22 protein-coding genes are annotated in these 21870 nt (G+C 64.1%); 6 read left to right on the forward strand and 16 right to left on the reverse strand.

Annotated features, from left to right (window positions below; all coding sequences use genetic code 11):
- Positions 1 to 40 precede the first annotated feature (40 nt).
- Positions 41 to 586 (forward strand): hypoxanthine phosphoribosyltransferase, encoded by a 546-nt coding sequence (gene hpt, locus ACXAG6_RS13545; protein WP_140014190.1) that lies wholly within the window; start codon positions 41 to 43, stop codon positions 584 to 586.
- A gap of 123 nt (positions 587 to 709) precedes the next feature.
- Here hpt and ACXAG6_RS13550 read toward each other — a convergent pair whose 3' ends face one another.
- On the reverse strand, positions 710 to 1621 hold the full coding sequence (locus ACXAG6_RS13550; protein ID WP_140014189.1) for a tetratricopeptide repeat protein: 912 nt from the start codon (positions 1619 to 1621) through the stop codon (positions 710 to 712).
- Positions 1622 to 1982: 361 nt separating this feature from the next.
- On the opposite strand from ACXAG6_RS13550, the gene ACXAG6_RS13555 reads away from it, so the two are divergent.
- Together ACXAG6_RS13555 and ACXAG6_RS13560 are read left to right on the forward strand one after the other, a co-directional pair.
- Positions 1983 to 2453 carry a c-type cytochrome gene (locus ACXAG6_RS13555; RefSeq protein ID WP_475338238.1) on the forward strand — a complete coding sequence of 157 codons (471 nt, stop codon included), beginning with the start codon at positions 1983 to 1985 and terminating at the stop codon, positions 2451 to 2453.
- Entirely contained in the window at positions 2454 to 3341 is an 888-nt protein-coding gene (locus ACXAG6_RS13560) for a c-type cytochrome (protein WP_475338240.1), read from the forward strand.
- Between the two features lie 582 nt (positions 3342 to 3923).
- On the opposite strand, the gene recG is transcribed toward ACXAG6_RS13560, so the two are convergent.
- From recG to sciP, 4 genes are all read right to left on the reverse strand, one after another.
- On the reverse strand, positions 3924 to 6014 hold the full coding sequence (recG, locus tag ACXAG6_RS13565) for an ATP-dependent DNA helicase RecG (RefSeq protein ID WP_475338241.1): 2091 nt from the start codon (positions 6012 to 6014) through the stop codon (positions 3924 to 3926).
- Positions 6011 to 8266, reverse strand: coding sequence for an NAD-dependent DNA ligase LigA (gene ligA, locus ACXAG6_RS13570; protein ID WP_475338242.1), 2256 nt, complete (start codon positions 8264 to 8266; stop codon positions 6011 to 6013). The genes recG and ligA overlap by 4 nt, the downstream gene beginning before the upstream one ends.
- Before the next feature lie 132 nt (positions 8267 to 8398).
- A complete protein-coding gene (gene ctrA / locus ACXAG6_RS13575; protein ID WP_140014184.1) occupies positions 8399 to 9118 on the reverse strand; it encodes a response regulator transcription factor CtrA in 720 nt (239 codons plus the stop codon).
- A gap of 173 nt (positions 9119 to 9291) precedes the next feature.
- Positions 9292 to 9564 (reverse strand): CtrA inhibitor SciP, encoded by a 273-nt coding sequence (sciP, locus tag ACXAG6_RS13580; protein WP_140014183.1) that lies wholly within the window; start codon positions 9562 to 9564, stop codon positions 9292 to 9294.
- A gap of 130 nt (positions 9565 to 9694) precedes the next feature.
- On the opposite strand from sciP, the gene mnmA reads away from it, so the two are divergent.
- Entirely contained in the window at positions 9695 to 10831 is a 1137-nt protein-coding gene (mnmA, locus tag ACXAG6_RS13585; RefSeq protein WP_475338244.1) for a tRNA 2-thiouridine(34) synthase MnmA, read from the forward strand.
- Here the strand turns inward: mnmA and ACXAG6_RS13590 are convergent.
- Both ACXAG6_RS13590 and ACXAG6_RS13595 read right to left on the reverse strand, forming a co-directional pair.
- Positions 10828 to 11415, reverse strand: coding sequence for a helix-turn-helix transcriptional regulator (locus ACXAG6_RS13590; protein ID WP_475338245.1), 588 nt, complete (start codon positions 11413 to 11415; stop codon positions 10828 to 10830). The two genes, mnmA and ACXAG6_RS13590, sit on opposite strands and share 4 nt — an antisense overlap.
- 31 nt (positions 11416 to 11446) lie before the next feature.
- On the reverse strand, positions 11447 to 12016 hold the full coding sequence (locus ACXAG6_RS13595; RefSeq protein WP_475338246.1) for a hypothetical protein: 570 nt from the start codon (positions 12014 to 12016) through the stop codon (positions 11447 to 11449).
- 336 nt (positions 12017 to 12352) lie between these two features.
- On the opposite strand from ACXAG6_RS13595, the gene ACXAG6_RS13600 reads away from it, so the two are divergent.
- On the forward strand, positions 12353 to 12559 hold the full coding sequence (locus tag ACXAG6_RS13600; RefSeq protein ID WP_475338248.1) for a hypothetical protein: 207 nt from the start codon (positions 12353 to 12355) through the stop codon (positions 12557 to 12559).
- A gap of 59 nt (positions 12560 to 12618) precedes the next feature.
- Positions 12619 to 12870, forward strand: a complete 252-nt coding sequence (locus tag ACXAG6_RS13605; protein WP_475338249.1) for a hypothetical protein — start codon at positions 12619 to 12621, stop codon at positions 12868 to 12870.
- 110 nt (positions 12871 to 12980) lie between these two features.
- On the opposite strand, the gene ACXAG6_RS13610 is transcribed toward ACXAG6_RS13605, so the two are convergent.
- From ACXAG6_RS13610 to rseP, 9 genes are all read right to left on the reverse strand, one after another.
- Entirely contained in the window at positions 12981 to 13613 is a 633-nt protein-coding gene (locus ACXAG6_RS13610) for a hypothetical protein (protein ID WP_475338250.1), read from the reverse strand.
- A gap of 115 nt (positions 13614 to 13728) precedes the next feature.
- Positions 13729 to 14883 carry a lipid-A-disaccharide synthase gene (lpxB, locus tag ACXAG6_RS13615; protein ID WP_475338252.1) on the reverse strand — a complete coding sequence of 385 codons (1155 nt, stop codon included), beginning with the start codon at positions 14881 to 14883 and terminating at the stop codon, positions 13729 to 13731.
- On the reverse strand, positions 14880 to 15812 hold the full coding sequence (locus ACXAG6_RS13620) for an LpxI family protein (protein ID WP_475338253.1): 933 nt from the start codon (positions 15810 to 15812) through the stop codon (positions 14880 to 14882). The genes lpxB and ACXAG6_RS13620 overlap by 4 nt, the downstream gene beginning before the upstream one ends.
- Before the next feature lie 4 nt (positions 15813 to 15816).
- Entirely contained in the window at positions 15817 to 16614 is a 798-nt protein-coding gene (lpxA, locus tag ACXAG6_RS13625; RefSeq protein ID WP_475338254.1) for an acyl-ACP--UDP-N-acetylglucosamine O-acyltransferase, read from the reverse strand.
- A complete protein-coding gene (gene fabZ, locus ACXAG6_RS13630) occupies positions 16611 to 17081 on the reverse strand; it encodes a 3-hydroxyacyl-ACP dehydratase FabZ (protein ID WP_140014173.1) in 471 nt (156 codons plus the stop codon). Before fabZ ends, lpxA begins: the two co-directional genes overlap by 4 nt.
- A 1-nt stretch (position 17082) precedes the next feature.
- A complete protein-coding gene (locus tag ACXAG6_RS13635) occupies positions 17083 to 17709 on the reverse strand; it encodes an OmpH/Skp family outer membrane protein (protein WP_475338256.1) in 627 nt (208 codons plus the stop codon).
- 35 nt (positions 17710 to 17744) lie between these two features.
- Positions 17745 to 20126 (reverse strand): outer membrane protein assembly factor BamA, encoded by a 2382-nt coding sequence (gene bamA, locus ACXAG6_RS13640; protein WP_475338258.1) that lies wholly within the window; start codon positions 20124 to 20126, stop codon positions 17745 to 17747.
- Between the two features lie 123 nt (positions 20127 to 20249).
- Complete coding sequence (locus ACXAG6_RS13645) at positions 20250 to 20372, reverse strand: hypothetical protein (RefSeq protein WP_256377581.1); 123 nt, start codon at positions 20370 to 20372, stop codon at positions 20250 to 20252.
- A 129-nt stretch (positions 20373 to 20501) separates the two neighbouring features.
- Positions 20502 to 21869, reverse strand: coding sequence for an RIP metalloprotease RseP (gene rseP / locus ACXAG6_RS13650; RefSeq protein ID WP_475338259.1), 1368 nt, complete (start codon positions 21867 to 21869; stop codon positions 20502 to 20504).
- Position 21870 lies beyond the last annotated feature (1 nt).

Here is a 21870-nt window from a genome sequence, read left to right on the forward strand (position 1 = left end):
ATGATGAGCCCGAACGCGCCGGGGATTGCAAGGGGAAGCCATGCCGCAGCGACCGTATGTCATCGACCAGATGATTTCTGCCAAGGCGATTGCCGCCAAGATCGAGGAACTGGCCCGCAAGATCGAGGCCGAATTCAGCGGCACCGACAAGCTGGTGGTGATTGGCCTCCTGCGCGGATCATTCGTGTTTATCGCCGATCTGGTGCGCGAGATGGATCTGCCGCTGGAGGTGGATTTCATCGAGGCGTCCAGCTACGGCGACGCGATGGAGAGCAGTAAGGAAGTGCGCATTCTCAAAGACTTGCGCGGCGAAATTCATGGGCGCGATGTGCTGGTGGTGGAGGATATCGTCGACACCGGCTTTACCCTGCACCACGTCATCCACATGCTGAAAGCCCGCGAGCCTGCCCGCCTGCGCACCATTGCCCTGCTCGACAAACCATCGCGGCGCGAAGTGGATTTTGCCGCCGATTTCATAGGCTTCGACATCCCTGACGAGTTTGTCGTGGGCTATGGTATCGACTATGCCCAGCGAAACCGCGACCTGCCCTATATCGGCAAGGTCCGCTTTCCGGACGAAGGTTAATTTCGCGGCGTTAACCCCAAAAAGCGAAGGGCAACATCCTGTGCACAAGTGATGCACAGGCGATGCACACGTCAAATGACATAGGACGTGTTAATCAACCCATCGCGCGGCCCTGTGATCACATCACTCCGCGCCAATGCTCTCGGCAAAGCGTTTGGCCGCGTCTTCCTCTTCCACGGTCAGGTATTCCACCAGCGGCTCGCAGGTTTGGATGAAGTTTTCACGGTCGCTGTCGGCGGCGTTGTTGATGCCCCAGAGGCAGTAGCCATAGCCTTCTACCGGATCCTGCCACCAGCCCTCGGTGGAGGTGGCAAATTCGCCAAGGTTCACCCCCGCAAGCGCAAGGCCGCCGTCAATCGCCTTGCGGAAGGCCAGATAGGCGGCCTCGGGGTTGGGCGCGCCAACCATGCCGTGCTGATTGAACAGCGCGACGGCGTTCCAGGCCTGCGGATGGCCTGCGAGGGCGGATTCGGTGTAGAGCTCAAGCGCGCGATTTAGGTCTTCCTCCACGCCCTGCCCGAGACGGTAGTAGTTGGCGAGGTTGTAAAGCGCGTGCTTTTCGCCCGCCTCGGCGCCGATCTGGTAGTATTCGACGGCTTTGGAGAGGTCTTTTTCCACCCCCTCGCCGCGCTCATACATCAGGGCAAGCCCGTTGGCCGCCGCGCCATAGCCCGATTCGATGGCCTGCTCATAAAGGGCGCGGGCCTTGTCGAAGTCTTGCGGCACCCCTTCGGCACCGTTCTGGTAGAGATGGCCGAGGTTATACATGGCCTTCTGGTGGCCCTGCGCGATCGCCTTTTCATACCAGCCAATCGCCGCTGGCGGGTTTGCCTCGGTGCCTTCGCCGTCTTTCAAGGCAATGCCATAGACGTTTTGCGCATCGGGGTGGCCGGCCTCGGCGGCGGGGATCAGCACAGTCATCGCCAAATCCCAATGGCCGTCGTTATAGGCTTGCCGCGCGGCTTCTACCTCATCGGCGGTTTGCGCGGCGAGCGGGCTGGCGAGAAGGCAGAGGGCAAGGGCTGTGGCGCGCATGGGCGGCTCCTTTCAACGGGTCTTGGAAAACTCGGCGCATGCGGCCCGCTCGGCCTTGGCCATGGTGTTGGGTCGGGCGATGGTGAACGGACGGTGCAAAGCAGAGCTTTCGTAATAGCGGCTAAAATTTCAGCCCGAGTGTAGCAGCCTGCCCTGCTGAAGAAAGTGAAAGTCACTGTCATGTCATGCAGATAACATCTAAGCGAGCCACCGCCTGCCGAAGCGGAAACCGCTTGCCGCCGTGCGTGGGTGGAGGCCAAGCTGTGCAGAACCGCACCATTCGGCTGCGGAAATGACAGAAAGAGCAGGTACGGGTGCTGGTGTAGCCTCGAGCCACGTCGATCAACAGTTGGAGGAATTCATGAAGACCACAGCTAAGCGCATCAGCTTCGTTCTTGCCGCGACCCTCGCGGCAGGCAGCGCTTTTGCCGCCAGCCATGCGATGGAGCAGCAAGAAGCCCGCGAAGCCCTGATGAAAGAGATGGGCAAGAACCTCGGCACTCTCGGCAAAATGGCCAAGGGCGAGATTGATTTTGACTCAGCCGCAGCCAGCGCCGCCGCCACCGCTTTGCATGAAGCCTCCGTAAAGGCGCTTGCCGATGACATGTGGAGCGAAGGCTCTGACAGCATGTCGGTCGACGGCAGCCGCGCCAAGCCTGAGATCTGGGACAACTACGCAGATTTTCAGGAAAAGGGTGCGACGCTGATCGCCGCTATCGAAAGCGCTCAGGCGGCGACCGGTGAAGGCTTGCAGGCCGTGCAGGCTTCGATGGGCGATCTGGGTGGGGCCTGCGGCGGCTGCCACAAGGTCTACCGCGCGCCGGAAGAATAAATGCATCCGCTGTTTCGCTGGATCATCGCGGTGGCGCTCGTGGGCGCCGCCGTTTTCTGGGTTGTGACCATTCCGGGCGATGTGCCCAAGGAGGATCTCGCCGGGCTGGAAGGCGATCCGGCACGCGGCGAGGGCCTGTTTTGGGCGGCGGGCTGCGCCAATTGCCACGCCGCACCGGGCGCGGAGGATGAGGCGCGGCTGGTGCTGGCGGGCGGGCAGAAGTTTCCCTCCCCCTTCGGCACCTTCCTTGCGCCCAACATCTCGCCCAGTGACGAGGGCATTGGCGGCTGGAGTCTGCATGACCTTGCCCGCGCGATGGTGAAGGGGGTGAATGCCGAGGGCCAGCACCTTTACCCCGCCTTTCCCTACAACTCCTACGATGGCATGGCGCTGCAGGACGTGGCCGATATTCACGCCTATATTCAGACCCTGCCGCCCGACACCACGCCAAGCCAGCCCCATGAGGTTGGCTTTCCGTTCAACATCCGGCGTTCGCTGGGGGGCTGGAAGCTGCTCTTCATGCGCGAGGGCTGGCAGGTTGAGGGCGATCTGACCGAGCAACAGCAGCGCGGGCGCTATCTGGTTGAGGCTCTGGCCCATTGCGGCGAGTGCCACACCCCGCGCAACGTGCTTGGCGGATGGACGGGAGAGTGGCTGGGCGGCGCAGCCTCGCCAGACGGCAAAGGGCGCATCCCCAACATCACCCCGGGTGGGCTGGACTGGTCAGAAAGCGATATTGCCGAATATCTGAAATCCGGCTTTACGCCCGAGTTTGACACCGCAGGGGGCGAGATGGCCGTTGTGGTGGAAAGCACCGCGAAGCTGACGGATGAAGACCGTGCGGCGATTGCGGCCTACCTCAAGGCCGTGCCTGCGGTTGATGACTGATCCTTAGCCAGCCGTGCCCTGGCCGCCCTGCTCGGGCGCACCGGGGTGCGGCTGGCGCAGCGCCGCTGGTGAACGCGTTACTGGCCCGTGCTGGGCCGGACTGTTCGCCCGCACTCGACCTTCCACAAAAAAAACCGCCGCGCGCCCTTTCAGGCGGCGGCGGAAGGTTAGGACGGATGCAGAGACCGGACGCCGGGCGGGGAAGCCCGTGGAGTGGCGCTCGGGACAGGCAAGTGAGCGCGTGCATCCCTAAGTTGGGGACAGGTGGATGCAACGCGCCCGGTCTCTGGACCGCAGGCAAGCCGGGTGACAAGAGGCAGATGCCACCCCGCAGAGAAACTCTAAAGCAGCGACGGCAGATGCAGCCCCCCAACCAGCATGACGATCAGGGCAACGGCGCCGATAGCGTCTTGCGCGAGAGGCGTGATGCGGGAGGAGAACTTGGCGATCATGGTCGGTGATCCTTCAGGCGTTTCGTTGCACCTTTGTTCTCATATGCAGGCCAACCTGTCCAGAACTTTTTGAGAACATTCGTGAACAAAGCGCCATTCCGGCGTTAACCTTTTGCAAAAAGAGAACAAATCAACCGACCGAAAGCAGCCGGATCGCCCTGTCTTGTTCGGTCAGCCAAAGCAGCATTCTGGCGGCCGTGCCGCGTGTGCCCGAAAGCTCCGGATCGGCTTCCAGCAATGCGCGCGCATCGCTCTGCGCCACCTGCGCAAGGCCCACCATCCGCTCCATATCGGCGATGCGAAACCGGGGCAGCCCGGATTGTGCGGTGCCCAGAACATCACCCGCGCCGCGCATTTCAAGGTCCACCTCGGCAATGCGAAAGCCATCCTCGGTTTCGCGCAGCGTGGTCAGCCGCTTGCGCGAGGTCTCTCCTAACGGTGCTGTATAAAGCAGGATGCAAGTGCTCTCCGCCGCGCCTCGCCCGACGCGACCACGCAGTTGGTGGAGTTGCGCAAGGCCGAAGCGCTCGGCCTGCTCGATCACCATGATCGAGGCATTGGGCACGTCCACCCCCACCTCGATCACCGTGGTCGCAACCAGCACCCCGGTTTCACCAGACAGGAAGCGAGCCATCGCCGCATCTTTCTCGGCGGGGGGCATCTGCCCGTGCACAAGCCCCACCACGCCCTCGCCCAGCGTGGCGCGTAGTTGCTTGAAGCGTTCTTCGGCGGCCGTGGCCTCGCTCACCTCGCTCTCGCCCACAAGCGGGCACACCCAGTAGCACTGCCGCCCCTCGGCCACCGCGCTGCGCAACCGCTCCACCACGCTGCCCAGCCGCTCGGCGCTGACCATCGCGGTCACCACCGGCGTCCGCCCCGGCGGCTTTTCATCGAGCACCGAAATTTCCATATCGCCATATTGCGTCAGCGAGAGAGAGCGCGGGATCGGGGTGGCCGACATCACCAGCACATCCACCGCCGCGCCCTTGGCCCCCAGCCGGGCGCGCTCGTTCACGCCAAAGCGATGCTGCTCGTCAATCACCGTCAGCCGCAGATCGTCAAAGCGCACCGCATCCTGAAACAGCGCATGGGTGCCCACCACGATCTGCGCCGAGCCATCGGCCAGTGCCGCCAGCTTGGCCTCGCGCTCCGGGCCCTTGTCGCGCCCGGTCAAAAGCTCCACCCGCAGGCCTGCGGCTTCGGCCAGAGGGGTGAGCGAGGCAAGGTGCTGACGGGCCAGAATTTCGGTGGGCGCCATCATCACCCCCTGCCCGCCCGCCTCGACAGCGATCAGCAGCGCCATCAGAGCAACCAGCGTCTTGCCCGCGCCAACATCGCCCTGCAACAGCCGGTTCATCCGCCGGTCACTGGCCATGTCACCGGCAATCTCCGACACCGCCCTGAGCTGGGCGCCGGTTGGCGTGTACGGCAGGGCGTTCAACACCTTGTCCTGCAAGGTGCCGGTGCCCTTGGTGGCAATCCCGGGCTTAGCGCGGCTGGTGGAGCGGGCCAGCGCGAGGGTGAGCTGATGGGCAAAGAGCTCGTCATAGGCGAGGCGGCGATGGGCGGGCGCGGTATCGGATACATCGGCGGCGGTCTTGGGCAGATGCGCCGCCTCCATCGCGTCACGCCACGCAGGCCAGCCCTCGCGCTTGAGAAGTTCGGCGTCGATCCATTCATCCAGCTCTGGTGCGCGCTCCAGCGCTGCCTCGGCAGCCTTGCCCATCACCCGCTGCGTCACCCCGGCAGTGAGCGGATAAACCGGCTCATGCTCGGGGATCTCGCCCGCCTCTTCGATGCGCAGAATATGATCGGGATGCACCATCTGCGCCATCCCGTCAAAATGCTCCAGCTTGCCCGAGATCACCCGGCGCTGGCCGGTGGGCAGCTGCTTTTCGATCCACTTGCTGCCGCCCCGGAAGAACACCAGCGTGATGGTGGTTTCGGCATCTTCCACCTCCACCCGATACGGCCCGCCGGGCCGGGAAGAGCCGCGATGGCGCCCCACGGTGACCTCCACCGTCACCACAGTGCCGGGCGGCACCACTTGAACGGTGGTGCGCCGGCGACGGTCGATCAGGCCATGCGGCAGGGTAAAGAGCAAGTCGCGCGGGCGGGTGATGCCCATGCCCTCCAGCGCGGTGGCGGTTTTGGCGCCAATGCCCGGCAGCGTATCGACCCCGGCAAAGAGCGGGAAGAGGCGCGCCGGACGGGTGCTCATGCGTCGCCTATAAGAGAAAGCCAGCCGTCTTCGTCGATGGTTTCAACGCCGAGGTCTGCGGCCTTCTTCGCCTTGCTCCCCGCGCCCGGCCCCGCCACCAACAGGTCGGTCTTGGCGCTGACGCTGCCCGAAACCTTGGCCCCCAACGCCTCGGCGCGCGCCTTGGCCTCGGCGCGAGTCATCTTTTCGAGCGTTCCGGTAAACACCACCGTCTTGCCCGCCACGGGGCTGCCGGTGGCGCGTGCCTCGGGAGGCAGCGGGGTGAGCTGCGGCAGGAGCCTGTCCATCGCGGCGCGCTCGTCGGGGTTGGCGAAGGCGTCGGAGAGCGAAAGCGCCAGCGTGGGGCCGATGCCATCGGTGCCGATCAGGTCGGCCCAGGCCTCGGCGGCCTCTTGCGGCACGTCACCCGCCACGGCGGCCCGCGCCTCGGCCAGCTTTGCACGGCGTCCCTCTTCGGCGGCGGCGGCGCGTTCGGCCTCTGCCGCCTCATCGGCCTTGCGATGGGCCAGCGCGGCGGGGCGCGCCACATCGAGCGCCTGGGCCATCGCCTCCCAACTGCTGTAGTGGCGTGCCAGATCCTGTGCGGCCACCTCGCCCACATGGCGGATGCCAAGCCCGAAGATCAGCCGCGACAGCGCGATTTCTCTCTTTTCATCAATGGCTTCAAAGAGGTTCTTTGCGCTCGTCTCTCCCCAGCCATCCCGGTTGGCGAGCTTGGTGAAGGCCTCGGCGTCACGTTGCCGGAGGGTGAAGATATCGGCAGGCTCCTTCACCGGCAGTTGGTCGTCACCATAGAAGGCCTCAACCTGTTTGGCCCCAAGCCCCTCGATATCGAAGGCGGCGCGGGAGACGAAGTGCTTGAGCTTTTCCACCGCCTGCGCCGGGCAGATCAGCCCGCCGGTGCAGCGGCGCACCGCATCGCCCTCTTCGCGGATCGCCGGGGAGCCGCATTCGGGGCAGGTTGTCGGGAAGCTGTAGGGCGTTGCCTCTTCGGGGCGCTTTGACAGGTCCACATCCGCGATCTTCGGGATCACGTCACCCGCGCGATAGACCTGCACCCAATCGCCCTCGCGGATGTCTTTGCCCTCGCGAATGCGGCCGCCCTTGGCGTCGCGCCCGGCGATGTAATCTTCGTTATGCAGCGTCGCATTGCTGACGACCACGCCGCCCACCGTCACCGGGGTCAGCCGCGCAACCGGGCTGAGGGCGCCGGTGCGGCCCACCTGAATTTCGATCTTCTCGAGCCGGGTCCAGGCCAGCTCGGCGGGGAACTTGTGGGCAATGGCCCATCGCGGCGTGGTAGAGCGGAAGCCGAGCCGGGCTTGCAGGGCAAGGTCGTTCACCTTGTAAACAACCCCGTCGATGTCATAGCCCAAGGTCGCGCGCTTCTGTTCGATTTGCGCGTAATGGGCCAGCAGCGCCTCGGTGCCCTCGCAGCGGGCGGTGAGCGGGTTGGTGGAAAACCCGAGGGTTTCGAGCCGCTGGATGGCTTCATATTGCGTTTCTGCCAGAGGAGCGCTGAGCTCGCCCCACGCGTAGGCGAAGAAACGCAAGGGCCGGGCGCGGGTGATCTCGGAATCCAGCTGCCGCAACGAGCCCGCCGCGGCGTTTCGCGGGTTGGCGAAGCGCTTGGCGCCAGCGGCCTCCTGCCGTTCGTTCAGCGCGGCAAAATCCTCGTGGCTCATATAGACTTCGCCACGTACCTCCAGCACCTCCGGCGCGCCTTGCAGGTTTTCCGGTATGTCCTCGATGGTGCGGGCATTCGCGGTGACATTTTCGCCGGTCTCGCCATCGCCCCTTGTGGCGGCCTGGATCAGTTTGCCGTTCTCGTAGCGCAGAGAAAGCGACAGGCCGTCAATCTTGGGCTCGGCGGTATAGGTCAGCCCCTCTTCGCGCCCGAGGTAGCTGCGCACCGAGCGGTCAAACTCGGCCACGTCCTCGGCGTCAAAGGCATTGCCAAGCGAGAGCATGCGCACCGCGTGGCGGATCTTCGAGAAAGTCTCGGAGGGGGCCGCGCCCACTTGGTCGGAGGGGGAATCGCTGCGCTTGAGGTCGGGAAAGGCGGACTCGATCGCCGCATTGCGCCGTTTCAGCGCGTCATAGTCGGCATCGTCCATCTCGGGCGCATCGGCCTGATGATAGGCGGCGTTCGCCTTGTTCAAAAGCTCTGCGAGCCGGGCAAGCTCGGCCTCCGCCTCGACGGGGCTCAGCGATTTCACGTCTTTTGTTGTGGTGGATGTGGTCTCAGACATCCCTGTCCTCCCCGAAGGCTGCCCTCGATTGATAGGAGGCAGCACCGGGGAGGTCCAGAGAGGGAACGTGAGTGGGGGTCGTTATCCTGTCACCCGGTTGCGAGGGCACCCGGGGCGTTTCTGTCTGGCCGGTCAGGCGCCCACGGCAATCCGATTGTCGCCGCCATCCTCCATCGGCTCCGGGTCGCGCAGCACGTAGCCCCGGCCCCAGACCGTTTCGATGTGGTTGTCACCGCCGGTGGCGCTGGCCAGCTTCTTGCGCAGCTTGCAGATGAATACGTCGATGATTTTCAGCTCGGGCTCATCCATGCCGCCGTAGAGATGGTTGAGGAACATCTCCTTGGTGAGCGTTGTGCCCTTGCGCAGGCTCAAAAGCTCCAGCATCTGATATTCCTTGCCCGTCAGGTGCACAGGCCGGTTTTCAACCTCAACCGTCTTGGCATCGAGGTTGACGACGATCTTGCCGGTCTTGATGACCGATTGCGCATGGCCCTTGGAGCGGCGGATGATCGCATGGATGCGTGCCACCAGCTCTTCTCGGTGGAACGGCTTGGTCAGGTAGTCATCGGCGCCGAAGCCAAAGCCTTTGATCTTGTTCTCGGTGTCATCGGCCCCCGAAAGGATCAGGATAGGCGTGTCGATCCGCGCAAGGCGCAGCTGGCGCAGCACCTCATGGCCTGTCATGTCGGGCAGGTTGAGATCGAGCAGGATCAGGTCGTAGTCATAGAGCTTGGCAAGATCTATCCCCTCCTCGCCAAGATCCGTCGAATAGACGTTCAGATTGGCGTGGGTCAGCATCATCTCAATGCTTTTGGAGGTGGTGGGATCGTCTTCAACCAAGAGTATACGCATCGGAATGCTCCGTTCATCTGCTGTTCAGCTATGACCATGCAACACAATGGTTAATTGCCGGTTACCAATGGTAAACAGTGTCCGGCTACAACCTTGCGTTGTCCAGTTCGCTATTTTGGGGGAGTAGGCATTGGAGAAGTTCAGCGCGCGGCCAGATGGCTGCACGCGGGTGCTTAGCGGAACTTTTGCAGGCTGGTGGCCTTCAGGGCCTGTTCGCCATGTTGCTCGACAGCGTGGGACCAGCTGCCATATTCTTCCTCGGAGATGCCGTAGGTTTCCATACAGTCTTCCAAGGAAATCAACCCGTTCTGCACCGCACGGACCACCGCCGCCTTGCGGCTGGCAACCCAGCGGCGCGTATCCGATGGCGGCAGGTCGGCCCGGGTCATCACCGAGCCGTCGGGCAGCGTCACCGCGCGGGGGCCATCTATGCGTTTGAGGAACATATCCGTCTCGTCATTCGCCTGAACGGATGCACCTTACCCACGCGTGGCTTAACGGGTCGTGAACCCACCCTTGAGAGTGCTTAGGATTTTCCTATATTCCCTCCTTCTTCCTCCGACTCAGGGCCACCCCATGCCGCTTGATGCGCTCAACTCCCTCGGATTTGCCAAACCGCCCGCCGAAACGCGGGTGGTCGTTGCCATGTCAGGCGGGGTCGACAGCTCTGTTGTCGCCGCCGAGCTGGCGTCTCAGGGCTATGATGTGGTTGGGGTCACGCTCCAACTTTATGACCACGGGGCTGCGCTGGCCAAGAAGGGTGCCTGCTGCGCGGGCGTCGACATTCACGATGCGCGCCGCGTGGCCGAGGAGATGGGCTTTCCGCATTACGTGCTGGATTATGAGAACATCTTCAAGGACGCGGTGATCGAGGAATTTGCCGAAAGCTACCTTGCCGGGGCCACTCCTGTGCCCTGCATCCGCTGCAACGAGCGGGTGAAGTTCAAAGACCTGCTGGAAACCGCGAAGGACTTGGACGCCGACTGTATGGCCACCGGGCATTATATTCAGCGCAAGATGGGCGCGACCGGCCCCGAGCTGCATATGGCGGGCGATCCGAACCGGGATCAGAGCTACTTTCTGTTTTCCACCACGCCCGAGCAGCTTTCTTTTCTGCGGTTTCCGCTGGGCCACCTGACCAGCAAGGCTGAAACCCGCGAACTGGCGCAAAAGCATGGGCTAGCAGTGGCCGACAAGCCCGACAGCCAAGACATCTGCTTTGTGCCGAACGGCAACTACGCCAGCGTGATCGAAAAGCTGCGCCCCGGCGCGGGCGAGCCGGGCGAGATCGTCGACATGGACGGCCGGGTGCTGGCGCAGCACAACGGGGTGATCCACTACACCATCGGCCAGCGCCGGGGCCTTGGCATCGGCGGGCTCTCCACGCCGCTCTATGTCGTGAAGCTGGACCCGGAAACGCGGCAGGTGATTGTCGGCCCCAAGGAGGCGCTGGCCAAACGGACGGTGCCGGTGCGAGAGATCAACTGGCTGGGAGATACCCCGCTGGAGCCCGGCCAGGAGATCGAGATCCGCACCCGCATCCGCTCCACCCGCCCCCCGGCAGAAGCCCTGCTGCGCCCGCTGGCGGACGGCACGGCGGAGGTGGAGCTGTTGGCGGCGGAAGAAGGGGTTTCACCCGGGCAGGCCTGCGTCTTCTATGCGCCGGAGGGCACACGCGTGCTCGGCGGCGGCTGGATCTGGCGCGGGGCCTAGCGCGCGGCGAGAGACATCTGCACCCGCGCGCGCTCTACTGTCTCACCTGGCAGCGCCACGCCCTCGAACAGCTCCTCAACAAGGCAGGAAATCAGCTGGCCCCGGCTGGTGAAGCCCGACTTGCGATACACCGCGTTCATCTGGCTCTTCACGGTGGAGGCGCTGGTGCCACGCAAGGCGGCGATTTCGCCGTTGGAGAAGCCCTTCATCGCATAGACCGCAACGCTCATCTCGCTCTCTGACAGATCCCACTGCGCAAAAAGCTCCTGCAAGTGTTGTGAAAAGTTGCCAGAGGCCACATCGACCTGTCGATTCAACTCCACCACCCGCCGCTGGCTGCGGCGCAGGTAAAGGCCCGACACGACGAGGCCGATGACCAGCCCCAGCGAGGCGAGCAACTGGATGACCTCTTGCCATTCATAAGGGATCGGTGCGGTCCGCAGGCCAAGAATTTCGCTCCAAAGATCGCCTACGAAAAAAAGCGCGCCCAGGGCCTGCAGGGCGAGCGCAATGTAAAGGCTGCCACGGCCCGCCATACGGGCAAATCCGGGGGAAAGGCGCGGGGTTACGCCTGTTTCGGGCAAGCCGCTACGGCGCCCGAAATCTGCTGGAAAGTCAGTTGCCAAGGCTCACACCAACGCCGCCGCCGCCTACCGAGACGCTTGCGCCGCCAACACCGACTGAAATGCCGCCGCTGTCTACATCGACGGAAACGCCGCCGCCGTTTTCATTGCCGACACCCACCGAAACACCGCCGCCCGTGGAGCCGCCGGTGGAGCCTCCTGTGTTGCCGCCGCCGCCGGTGGCGGGTGCATTTACTGCGCCGCGGATGCGCTTGCCGGTCTTCTTGTCTTCACGGCGGGCCTTGAACACCTTCAGGATCACATCATGCTTGATCTCGCCGGTTGAACGGCTGACGACGATTTCCCGCAGGTGCACTTTGTTCTGGGCGAGGATCTTCACGCGGCCGAGCATTGTGCTCGACATACTGACAACGCGGTATCCGTTGCGTTCCAGCACCGCGATGACATCGGTGTAGTTCTGCCGCGCAAGATATACACGTTCGGTCGGGGCACCGCGCAGGCCGCTTGCTGCCGCATAGGCGGGGCCACTTGGAGTTAGGCTTATCGCGAGCGCCAAGCCGGTGCACAGGATGGCAACTCGGCTGTGATCATTGGTGGTCATGGCAGTCCCTCCTGATGATTCGAGGGTGTCCCCGAAATACGGCAAAGATGCGGTATTTGAGTGATTAAAGATCGCCTTTAAGGAGTATTTTCGGCGTCTCCACCCTAGGTACGATCAACGAATTTGGCAGAGATACGGCGGTAGGAAGCAACGGTGAATCCTCTATTTCCTGAGTTTTCTCTTAGGCCCTAGGGTCGAAAGCGGCTTCTTCCTCCCATTGGGCAATTCCGCTCAGTGCCAAGACGTGGCGAGCTTGTGTCATCACCAGCCGTGGCCCCGATCCACTGCCCCGGCGCTCCGACCAAACCGCGCTCTGCGCAAAGAAAGGAACGCACGATGACCACACCGAGCCCCCTCGCCAACCTCGCCCGCGAAAACCGTAAAACGGCTCTGCTCGCGGCCAAGCTCTTCAAGCATGACAACGTGGTTCGTCTTTCCCGCCGCGCTGTGCCCACACGGCGCCCGGTGTTTCCGGGTGATCTCGGGATGCGGCAATTCCTTCCCGTGCGGACCAACGCATATTTCTCTGCACTGGCCGCCTGACCCCGGCCAGAACACCCCCAATCTTTCCACGCCCCCGATACGATACAGGAGAGTCCACGATGAAATTTTTCTCTACCCGCGCCCGCCAAAACCGCAAGGCCGCTCTGAAGGCCCTCGCGGAGCAGCGAAAGTGCGCCAATCTCAGCCCGGCCCTCGATGATAGCCGCGAGGTTTCGCTCCCGGTGCTGGATTTCGGTGCAAGGCGTCGGGCCTGCCCCGAGCTGGCAAGCGTGCCCTGCAAGAAGGCCGCACCAGCCCGGATGCCCAAACTTGTGCTCGTCGCTGATGCATCGCACGCCCAGGTTGCCTGAGCATCAGTGAGGGAGAGGCGCGGCCCCCGCCGTCCTCTCCCACCCGTCCGCCGCGTTCCGGGACTTTACCGGTTCGACCGGAGCCGGCGGACGGCCCTCCAAGAAGGCCTCTATTGCGAACCGAACCTGTATATCTCTACCTCCAACCAGATCTCCGACCCGGGCAAGGCCCCGCCTGCCCGGGTCATATCGATCCGAAAACGCCCCACCATCCGCCCGCCCCTTGGCGCTGTATCGCCACCGCGATAGCTCCGGTGCCCGGGCTGGCCCGGCTCAGTATCCACGGCCCATGTTTCCAGCATGTCCTGCGCCCCGCGCAGAATAAGCGGGCCGAGGTTTCGCCCCCAAAACACCCCTGCCCCCTCACATGTCAGCCGCGCCACTGCCCCGCCGGGCCACGGGCGCAGGCCGGGCGCGCGGGCGGCGATCATCGCGCGATGGCTCTCATGCCCGTGGCGGCTGCAGGTGAGGCTGAGGCCGTGGCGCGGCGTGGCCTCCATGCCGGGGGTCTGAAACACCGCACTCCAAAACCACGGGTCGCCCTCTGTCACCGGGCCGGGGCCGCGCCCGATGATCCGGCTGCCGCGCCAAGCCGCGTCAAGCTCGCCCAGCACCGCATCCGCCTCGCCCACCGGCAAATCGAGCAGCACCGCCAGCGTGCCCTCCGCCTCGATGCCTTGCGCCAGCGCCATCGGGCCGGTGAGGCTGTAAAGTGCAAGTGTGATGCTGGCAAACCAGTGCAAGGCGCGCCTCCCAAGGGGTCATGCTGGCTGCAAGCCTAGGGCGCGTTGACGCTACGTCAAAGCTCAATCGTGGCCGCGCTTGGTGCCTTGGCGGGAGAAACTGACCGCAGTCAGCCTAACCAATGCGCTCCAGCACCGAGCGCGCGGCCCGCAGCCCCGGTGGCTCTTCGCCCCGCCCCAGCCGCGACATGGTGAGCGCCATCGCCTCAAGCTGCGCCCCCGGCGCGGCGAGCACGGCCTTGAGGCCCTCGGCGATCTTGGCAGGTTTGCATTCGGCCCCAATGAACTCGGGGATGGTGCGGCTTTCTGCCACGAGGTTCACCAGCGTGACCGTATCAACCTTCAGCATCCGGCTGATGATCTGGCGGCTGAGCCAGCTCATATCATAGGCGATCACCATCGGCAGCGCATTGGCCGCCAGTTCCAGCGACACCGTGCCAGAGGCCGCCAGCGCCACATCGGCGGCCGCGAAAGCGGCACGCTTCTCCGCCTGCGCCGCCTTGGCGTCCTTCCCGCGTGGATCGAGCAGAACCGGCGCACCGGGCCAGCGGGCGGTGAGATCCTTCACCAACTCCGCCGTGGAGGCGACGCAGGGCACCACGACCCGCGTGTCAGGCCGCTCTGCCACCAGCGGGCGCAGCGCCTCGCCAAAGATCGGGGCCAGCCGGTTTACCTCACCGCGCCGCGAACCGGGCAGCGCCATGACCAACGGCGCATCCCCAATGCCATGTTCCGCGCGGAAGGCCGCGCCATCCTCTGCATTGGCCACCGGCTCAGACACCACCGGATGGCCGACGAAATCGCAGCTCATCCCGGCGGCCTCCATGTAGGGTGGCTCAAAGGGGAAGAGCGCGAGGACGTGGTCGATCACTTGCGCCATCTTCTCGGCCCGGTGCGGACGCCATGCCCAGACGGTGGGGGCCACGTAATGCACGGTTTTCACATCCACCTCGGCCTTCACCCGCCGCGCCACCCGCAGGCAAAAATCGGGGCTGTCGATGGTGATCAGCACATCGGGCTTCCACGCCACCACCTCGGCGGCGCATTGCTTTATCCGCCGCATCAGCGCGCGATACTTGGGCAGCACCTCGGCGATGCCCATCACCGAGAGCTCCTCCATCGGAAACAGGCTCTCCAGCCCTTCGCCCGCCATGCCGCTGCCGCCCACACCACGAAACTCCACGCCCGGAGCCAACGCCTTCAGCCCGCCCATCAGCGCCGCGCCCAGCCTGTCGCCCGAGGGCTCGCCCGCTATGATGAAGACCCTCACGCCCGCGCCTTTGGTCGGATCCAGATGAACATGCCCACCGCATCGGCCATGGCAATGCAGGTGTCGACATCAATCACCATGACACCGCCCGCCTCAACCACAATGCCGGTCAGCCCGGCCTCGGCGGCCCGCATCACCGTTTCGGGGCCGATCACCGGCAGGTCGGCGCGGCGGTCTTGCCCCGGTTTGGGCGCTTTATAGAGCAGCCCGCCGGGCGGCAGGCCCGGATCGCGCTCTGGCAGGCGGGAGCCGTCCTTGGGGGCGAAGAAGTCGGCAAAGTCGCCGAGCCAGTCCATCGCCTGATCCATAAGCGAGGCGCCCTTCAGCACCTCATCCTCGCGGCGCTTTGCCTCTTCCGGCGTGCGCAGCAGCGAGCGCAACATCCAGTCGGTGCCGCCAATCGCCTCGACCGCCAGCGCCTGCCCGGAGCCAACCACGCAGGCCTGCCCCACATCCGCCGCGCCCATCGCATCCACGATCTCTTCGGCGCGGGCGGCGTCCGACACATCGCGTGCCCCCGGGCCCGCCTTGGTGAGCACGCCCGAGCCGGGCAGCAGTGCTGGCGCAATTTCATGCGCGGCCCGCACCACCAGACCGGCCTCTTCAAAGATGGCGATGATTTCGCGCAGCGCGGCATCGTCGCCCTGCAAGACCGCGCCCTTGATCCGGGGCACCAGCGGCAGGGTGGCCTCGTCGATCTGCTGGGGGTCCAACGCGGGCCGCCGGACGGCGCCTGCCATGCAAACCTCGCTCACGCCGCGCTGCTTGAGGCCATGGATGAAGCTGCCCAGCCGCTCCAGCCGAAAGCGTTCATCCACCTCCAAATGCGCGGGGGTGAAGCCCTCGAGCGCGCAAATCCGCACCGGCCCCTTTGCGGCAAGCGCAATCCGGGCGGGCAGTTGGCCCTGCCCTGCGATCAGCGCCAGCAAGGGGCTACTCCGGCGTCAGGAAAGAGCGGTCGCTCTCCCCGGTGACAAAATCGACGATCCGGCGCACGTAATCGCTCTCGGTCTCTTCGCCGAGCCGCTTGGCGCGATCCTGAAACGCGCCCTCGCCTTGTGCCAGCATCTGGTAGGCGGCGCGCAAGGCGGTGATGTCGGCCCGTGCCACCCCTGCCCGCTTGAGGCCCACAAGGTTGAGCCCGTCGAGCTTGCCCCGGCTGGCTTCGACCAGCCCGTAGGGGATCACATCGCGCGTCACCATGGTGACCGCGCCGATGATTGCGCCCTGCCCGATCCGCACCCATTGATGAATGCCCGAAAGCCCGCCGATGATGACATCATCCTCAATCACGCAATGGCCTGCCACGGCGGCGGAATTGACAATCACAACCCGGCTGCCAACCTGCGCGTCATGGGCCACATGGGCACCTGCCATGATCAGGCAATCGTCGCCCACACGGGTCACGCCGCCACCGCCCTCGGTGCCGCAGTTGATGGTTACATGCTCGCGGATCCGGTTGCGCGCGCCAATCACCAGCCGGGTCTCTTCGCCAGAAAACTTCAGATCCTGCGGGATCTCGCCAATGACCGCGAAGGAAAACACCGTGCACTCCGGCCCAACCTCGGTATCGCCGGTGATCACCGCATGGCTCTTGATCTGGCAGCCATCGCCGATTTTGGCCTTGGGGCCGATATAGGCAAAGGGGCCAATATCGACGCCGGCCCCGATCACCGCGCCTTCATCAACGCAGGCGGTGGGGTGAATGGTGGCGCTGGAGGCGACGGTCATTTGCCCTCCGCAGGCATATCCATCATCGCGGTAAACTCAGCCTCCGCGGCCATCTCGCCCTCTACGCTGGCTTCGCCGCGGAACTTCCACACCTTGCCGCCGGGCTTGCCCCGGGTGACGGTGACATGCAGTTCCAGCACATCGCCCGGCACCACCTTGCGGCGAAACTTCACGCCTTCCATGCCCATGAAATACACCAGCATGCCCTTGTCCTGCAGGCCAAGCGAGGCCCCCACCATGACCGCCGCCGTCTGGGCCAGCGCCTCGATGATGGTGACACCCGGCATGATCGGCGCACCGGGGAAGTGGCCCTGAAAATGCGGCTCGTTGAAGGTGACATTCTTGATGCCAACCGCGCTCTCGCAAAACTTAACGTCGCGCACCTTGTCCACCAGCAGGAAGGGGTATCGGTGCGGGATAATCCGCTGGATCATCTCCAGATCAACGGTTTCGGGGGCGTCGCTCATGCTATTGTCCTTCTTCTTCGGTCGGCGCTTCGCTGCCGTCGCCTTCTGATGTTTGCTCGGTGTCGTCTTCCGGCGGCAAGGGCGGAATCGCAATTTCGCCGCCGTCCCCCAACAGCCGATCCACCCGCATGCGGACCAGATCGGTCACGTCTATGTCGGAGATCGCCAGAAGGATAGCACGGGAGTCGAGGATCACGGCGGCCCCGCGCTCTTCGACCACCTCTTTCACGACCGGGCCGATGGCCGCGTTGAAAATCTGTTGATTGCGCTCTTGCAGCCGCTGAAGCTGCCGGGTCTTGCCCTCTTGCTCGGCGCGGATGGCGGTGACCTTCTCGTCAAAGGCATCGGCCAACTCGCGGAAAGCATCCGGGTCCATTTCGGCGCGCTGCTCGGTCAGGCTGGCCTCTTCGGCCTCCAGATCTTCCTGAATGCGGGCGTTCTCTGCGATCAGATCAGACCGTGCCTCGTTCAGCTCTCGCTGCAAACGCTGGCCCAGCAGCGTGGTTTGAAACAGCCGCTCCTGATCAATCGTCAGCACAGAGCTTGGCGTGGCCCCGGCCTGCTGCCCGATGCTGGCAACAGGCGCGAGCCCGAGGCAAAGCGCAACAACAGCGGCCAAACCACGCATCCCGACCGTCCCGCGCCTATGTGCGGGCCCGAACATCAGAAGTCGGTTCGGATCGAGATGTCGAAGCTGCGCTCCTTGTCGTAGTCCTCTTTCATGATCGCTTCAGAGAAGTTGAAGCGCAGCGGACCAATGGGCGTATCCCAGAAGATCGACACACCAACCGCCGAGCGCCAGTGCAGATCATCGTCAACCGGGTCGGCGCCGGTGGGGCCGCCGCCGGTGTTGTCGAGCCCCCAGACGGAGCCGATATCATAGAACACACCGCCCGAGATGCCGTATTCTTCCGGCAGACCCAGCGGGAACTCGGCCTCCAGACGCGCCACAAAGAAGAAGTTGCCGCCAAGCGCGTCTTCATTGGTGACGTTCAGGTCACGCGGGCCGGTGCCATTGGCCTCGAAGCCCCGGATCTTGCCGTTGAGCGTGAAGCGGTCCAGCACCGTCGAGCCGCCGGTGGAGTAGTGCAGCGCACCGCCCTCAAGCTCGGCGCGCAGGGTCACCTCTTCGTTCCACACCTTGGTTTGCGCGGTCAGTGAGGCGATGGTCTTGATATACTGGTTCTCACCGTCGAGCCCGCCAAAATCCTGTCCGAAGGTAAAGCGGATGGCCGCATTCGGGTTTAGGCCGGTGATCCGGCTGTCGTAGGTGTAGGTGTAGCCAAGGCTCACATCCCAGCGCTCGCCCTCTTCCTGCCGCAGGATAAAGGAGGAGCCGGTATCGCCGCCCGGGCCGGGGTTGCCCTCGGGATCGCCGAGGTCCAGCCCCGAAAGCTCCTTGTAAAGCAGCGTGGTGCGCACCTGCAGACGGCTGCGATCACCCAGCGGGAATGCAAAGAGCGGGCGGAAGGAGCCGACAGCAGAGTCGTAACGCGTGTTCTCAGATTCCGACGCCCGGTAGGAGGCATCGAGCCCGAAGGTCACCTCACGGCCAAGGAAGGCAGGCTCGCGGAAGGAGAAGTTCAGCCCGTTGGCCGCGCTGGTGGTGTCGAAGCCAAAGTTGAGCGATTGGCCACGGCCCAGAAAGTTGCGCTCCGAGAAGCTGACGTTGAAGCCCAGGCCATCGTCGGAGCCATAGGAGGCCCCGAAGCCGAGCGAACCGGTGGGCGCTTCCACCACGTCGACATCGACCACAACCTGATCGGGCGCGGAGCCTTCGCGGGCGTTCACATCGGCGGTTTCGAAGAAGCCAAGCGCCCGGATGCGTTCTGCGGCCTCACGCACCTCGCGCGGGTTGAACGGGTCGCCTTCCACCACCTTGAACTGGCGGCGCACCACCCTGTCGAGCGTGGAGGCGTTGCCCTCGATGTCGATCCGCTCAACAAAGATGCGCGGGCCCTTGCTGATGGCAAAGTTGATGTCGAGGGTCAGATCACGCTCGTTGCGGCTGATCTGCGGCTCGACCCGCAGAAAGTTGATGCCCTTCTGCGCGGCCAGCCGCTCCATACGGCTGATGTTGGTTTCCACGATCTGCGGGTTGTAGACCTTGCCGCTGCGGATGCGCAGGGCCTTGCGGAACTCATTGGCATCGGCTTCGGGCAAGCTCGACGTTACCGTCACCCGCCCAATGCGGAATTGCTGCCCCTCTTGCACGTTGAAGGTCACAAGGAAGGCATCACGGTTGCGGGTGATCTCGGCGGTGGCGCTCTGGACGCGGAAGTCGATGAAGCCACGGCTCAGATAGAAGTCGCGCAGCACCTGCTTGTCAAAGTCGATGCGCTCTTCCACCAGCGTGTCGCGCTGGATGAGCTGGCGGAACAGGCCGGCCTGCTTGGTTTCGAGCGCGCCGCGCAGGCGCCGGTCGGAGAAGCGGCGGTTGCCGACAAAGCTGATGCGCTCATTTTCAACCGTCCGGCCCTCGGTGACCTCAAAGACAAGGTCAACGCGGTTGCCTTGGCGGCGGATGACCTTTGGCGTGACGGTCGCGGCCACGCGGCCCTGCACCCGGTAGAGCTCCACGATCGACGCCGCATCAGATTCAACCTGGCTGGGCTGGAACACCCGGCGCGACTGGCTGCGGATCACCCCGGCCATCGCCTCATCTTTCACCCGCTTGTTGCCTTCAAAGGCAATGCGGTTGATCGTCGGATGCTCGCGGACGTTGATCACCAGTGTGGAGCCGCGCGGCACCACTTCGACGCTCTGGAAGAGGCCGGAGGCAAGGATGTTTTGATAAGCGTCGTTCAACTGCCCCGCGCTCACCGTCGCGCCACGAGCGATTCCGGCGTAGGAGACGATGGTGGCCGCATCAACCCGTTGGTTGCCGTTCACCTCGACCCGGCTGAAGGTAAAGCTTTGCGCCACAGCCTGGCTTGGCGCCACGGCGTATGCCACTGCAAATCCAGAGAAAATCAGGAACGTGAAACGCAGCGCAAGCGCCTTGGCCACGTTTAGCCCCTTCACGGTCTCGCGTGCTCGAAACATGCCCACAGCCCTCAGTATTACCGCCTTTTGTTGTCCAACTTCACTAGCCGGTATTGGGGGTGGTGTCAAAGCACGCAAAAGCGCCCCGGGGCGCTTTTCTGCATTGCGTTTTGCAGCCTTGCGTCAGTTGAAGAGCGATCCGATCCAGGCGCCGCCACCGAGGGCGGTCAGGATGGTTGCCACATAGAGCATACGATCCGAGTTGAGCCGGACGATCAGGCTCAGGCTGCGGTATCCTTCGGTCATGGTGTGCATGGGCTGGCCCTGCGTCTCCGGTTCAAGTTCCGCTCGTGCTTAATGGCCGACTATGGCCCCAATTGGGCGAACCGGCTGCGGAATGTGGCAAAACTGAGGCAGCAGCCCCCTGCCCCGCGCTCAGACGAACCAGCTGCGGATTTTCCAGAAAATTCCACCTTCGCAGAACAGATCGTTGCCAAGCGCAAAGACCATGAGGCTCAGGATCAGCGTCAGGCCGATGGCCATCAGCACGTTGAGCAGCTTCTCGGGCGGCGGCTTGCCGGTGACGGCCTCATAGGCGTGGAACACCAGATGCCCGCCATCCAGAACCGGGATCGGGAAGAGGTTGAGCAGGCCCACAGCCGTCGAAAGCACCGCGACAAACCAGATAAAGCTCTGCCCGCCCTGGCTGGCCATCTGGCCTGCGGTGGTGGCAATCTTCAGCGGGCCCGAGAGGTTGCAGCTCGAAATTGCGCCAGAGACCATGTTGTAGAGGCCCGAGATCGAGCTGGTGACGATAAACCAAGTTTGCCGCACGCCGTATTCCAGCGCCTTGAGCGGGCCGAGCCTGTCGGTCGCGGGTTCAAAGGCGAGGCCGCCGTTGATGCCGATCAGGTAGCGGGTTTCAAATCCGCCATCGGGCGTTGGCAGGTCTGTGCGGCGCGGAGTCATGGTGAAATCGAGCACCTCGCCCTCGCGCCAAACCTTGAGCGCCACCGGCTTGCCCTCGCCCTCGCGCACGATGTCCTGCAATTCCTTGAAGGCGGTGATCGGCTCACCGTCGATCGCGGTGATCACATCGCCCACCTGCAACCCGGCGTCGATCGCCGCCGAGTTGGGGCTGACGGCGGAAATCAGCGGCGGAAAGGGCGTGGTGCCCTCCACGATCATCTCCGCGCCGTTGCGCTCGATCCGGTAGGCCACGGGGCGGGTGAGATCGAGTTCGGCGGTCGCGTCATAGAGACTGCCGATATCGGTGATCTCCTTGCCGTCGATCTGCAGGATCGTGTCGCCCGCTTCAAGCACGCGCACCTGTTGCGGCAGCGGCTGAAGCGTGCCCACCTGCACCGGCTCGCTGGGCACGCCGCGCACCGTGACGATGGCGCTGAAGATAAGGAAGCTGAGGATGAAGTTGAACACCGGGCCAGCCGCAACCGTCGCGGCGCGCGCCCAAAGCGGTGCGCCCGGCATGGTGCGGCGTTTCTCGGCCTCGCTGAGGCCCGCCATCGCCTCGCCATCGACTCCGGCCGAGGCGGCATTCGCATCACCCATGAATTTTACGTAGCCACCAAAGGGCAGCGCGGCCACCTGCCACTCGGTCCCGCGCTTGTCGGTCCGGGTGTAGAGCACCTTGCCAAAACCGAGGCTGAACACCTCGGCATGGATCCCGCACCAGCGGCCAACGATGTAATGACCGTATTCATGCACCGCCACGATGATCGAAAGCGCCACGATGAAGGCCACGACGTAGCCCGCCGTGCCTCCCAGAATGCCGAAGAATTCCATG

It is taken from the genome of Vannielia sp. ABF1_015, from assembly GCF_056160745.1.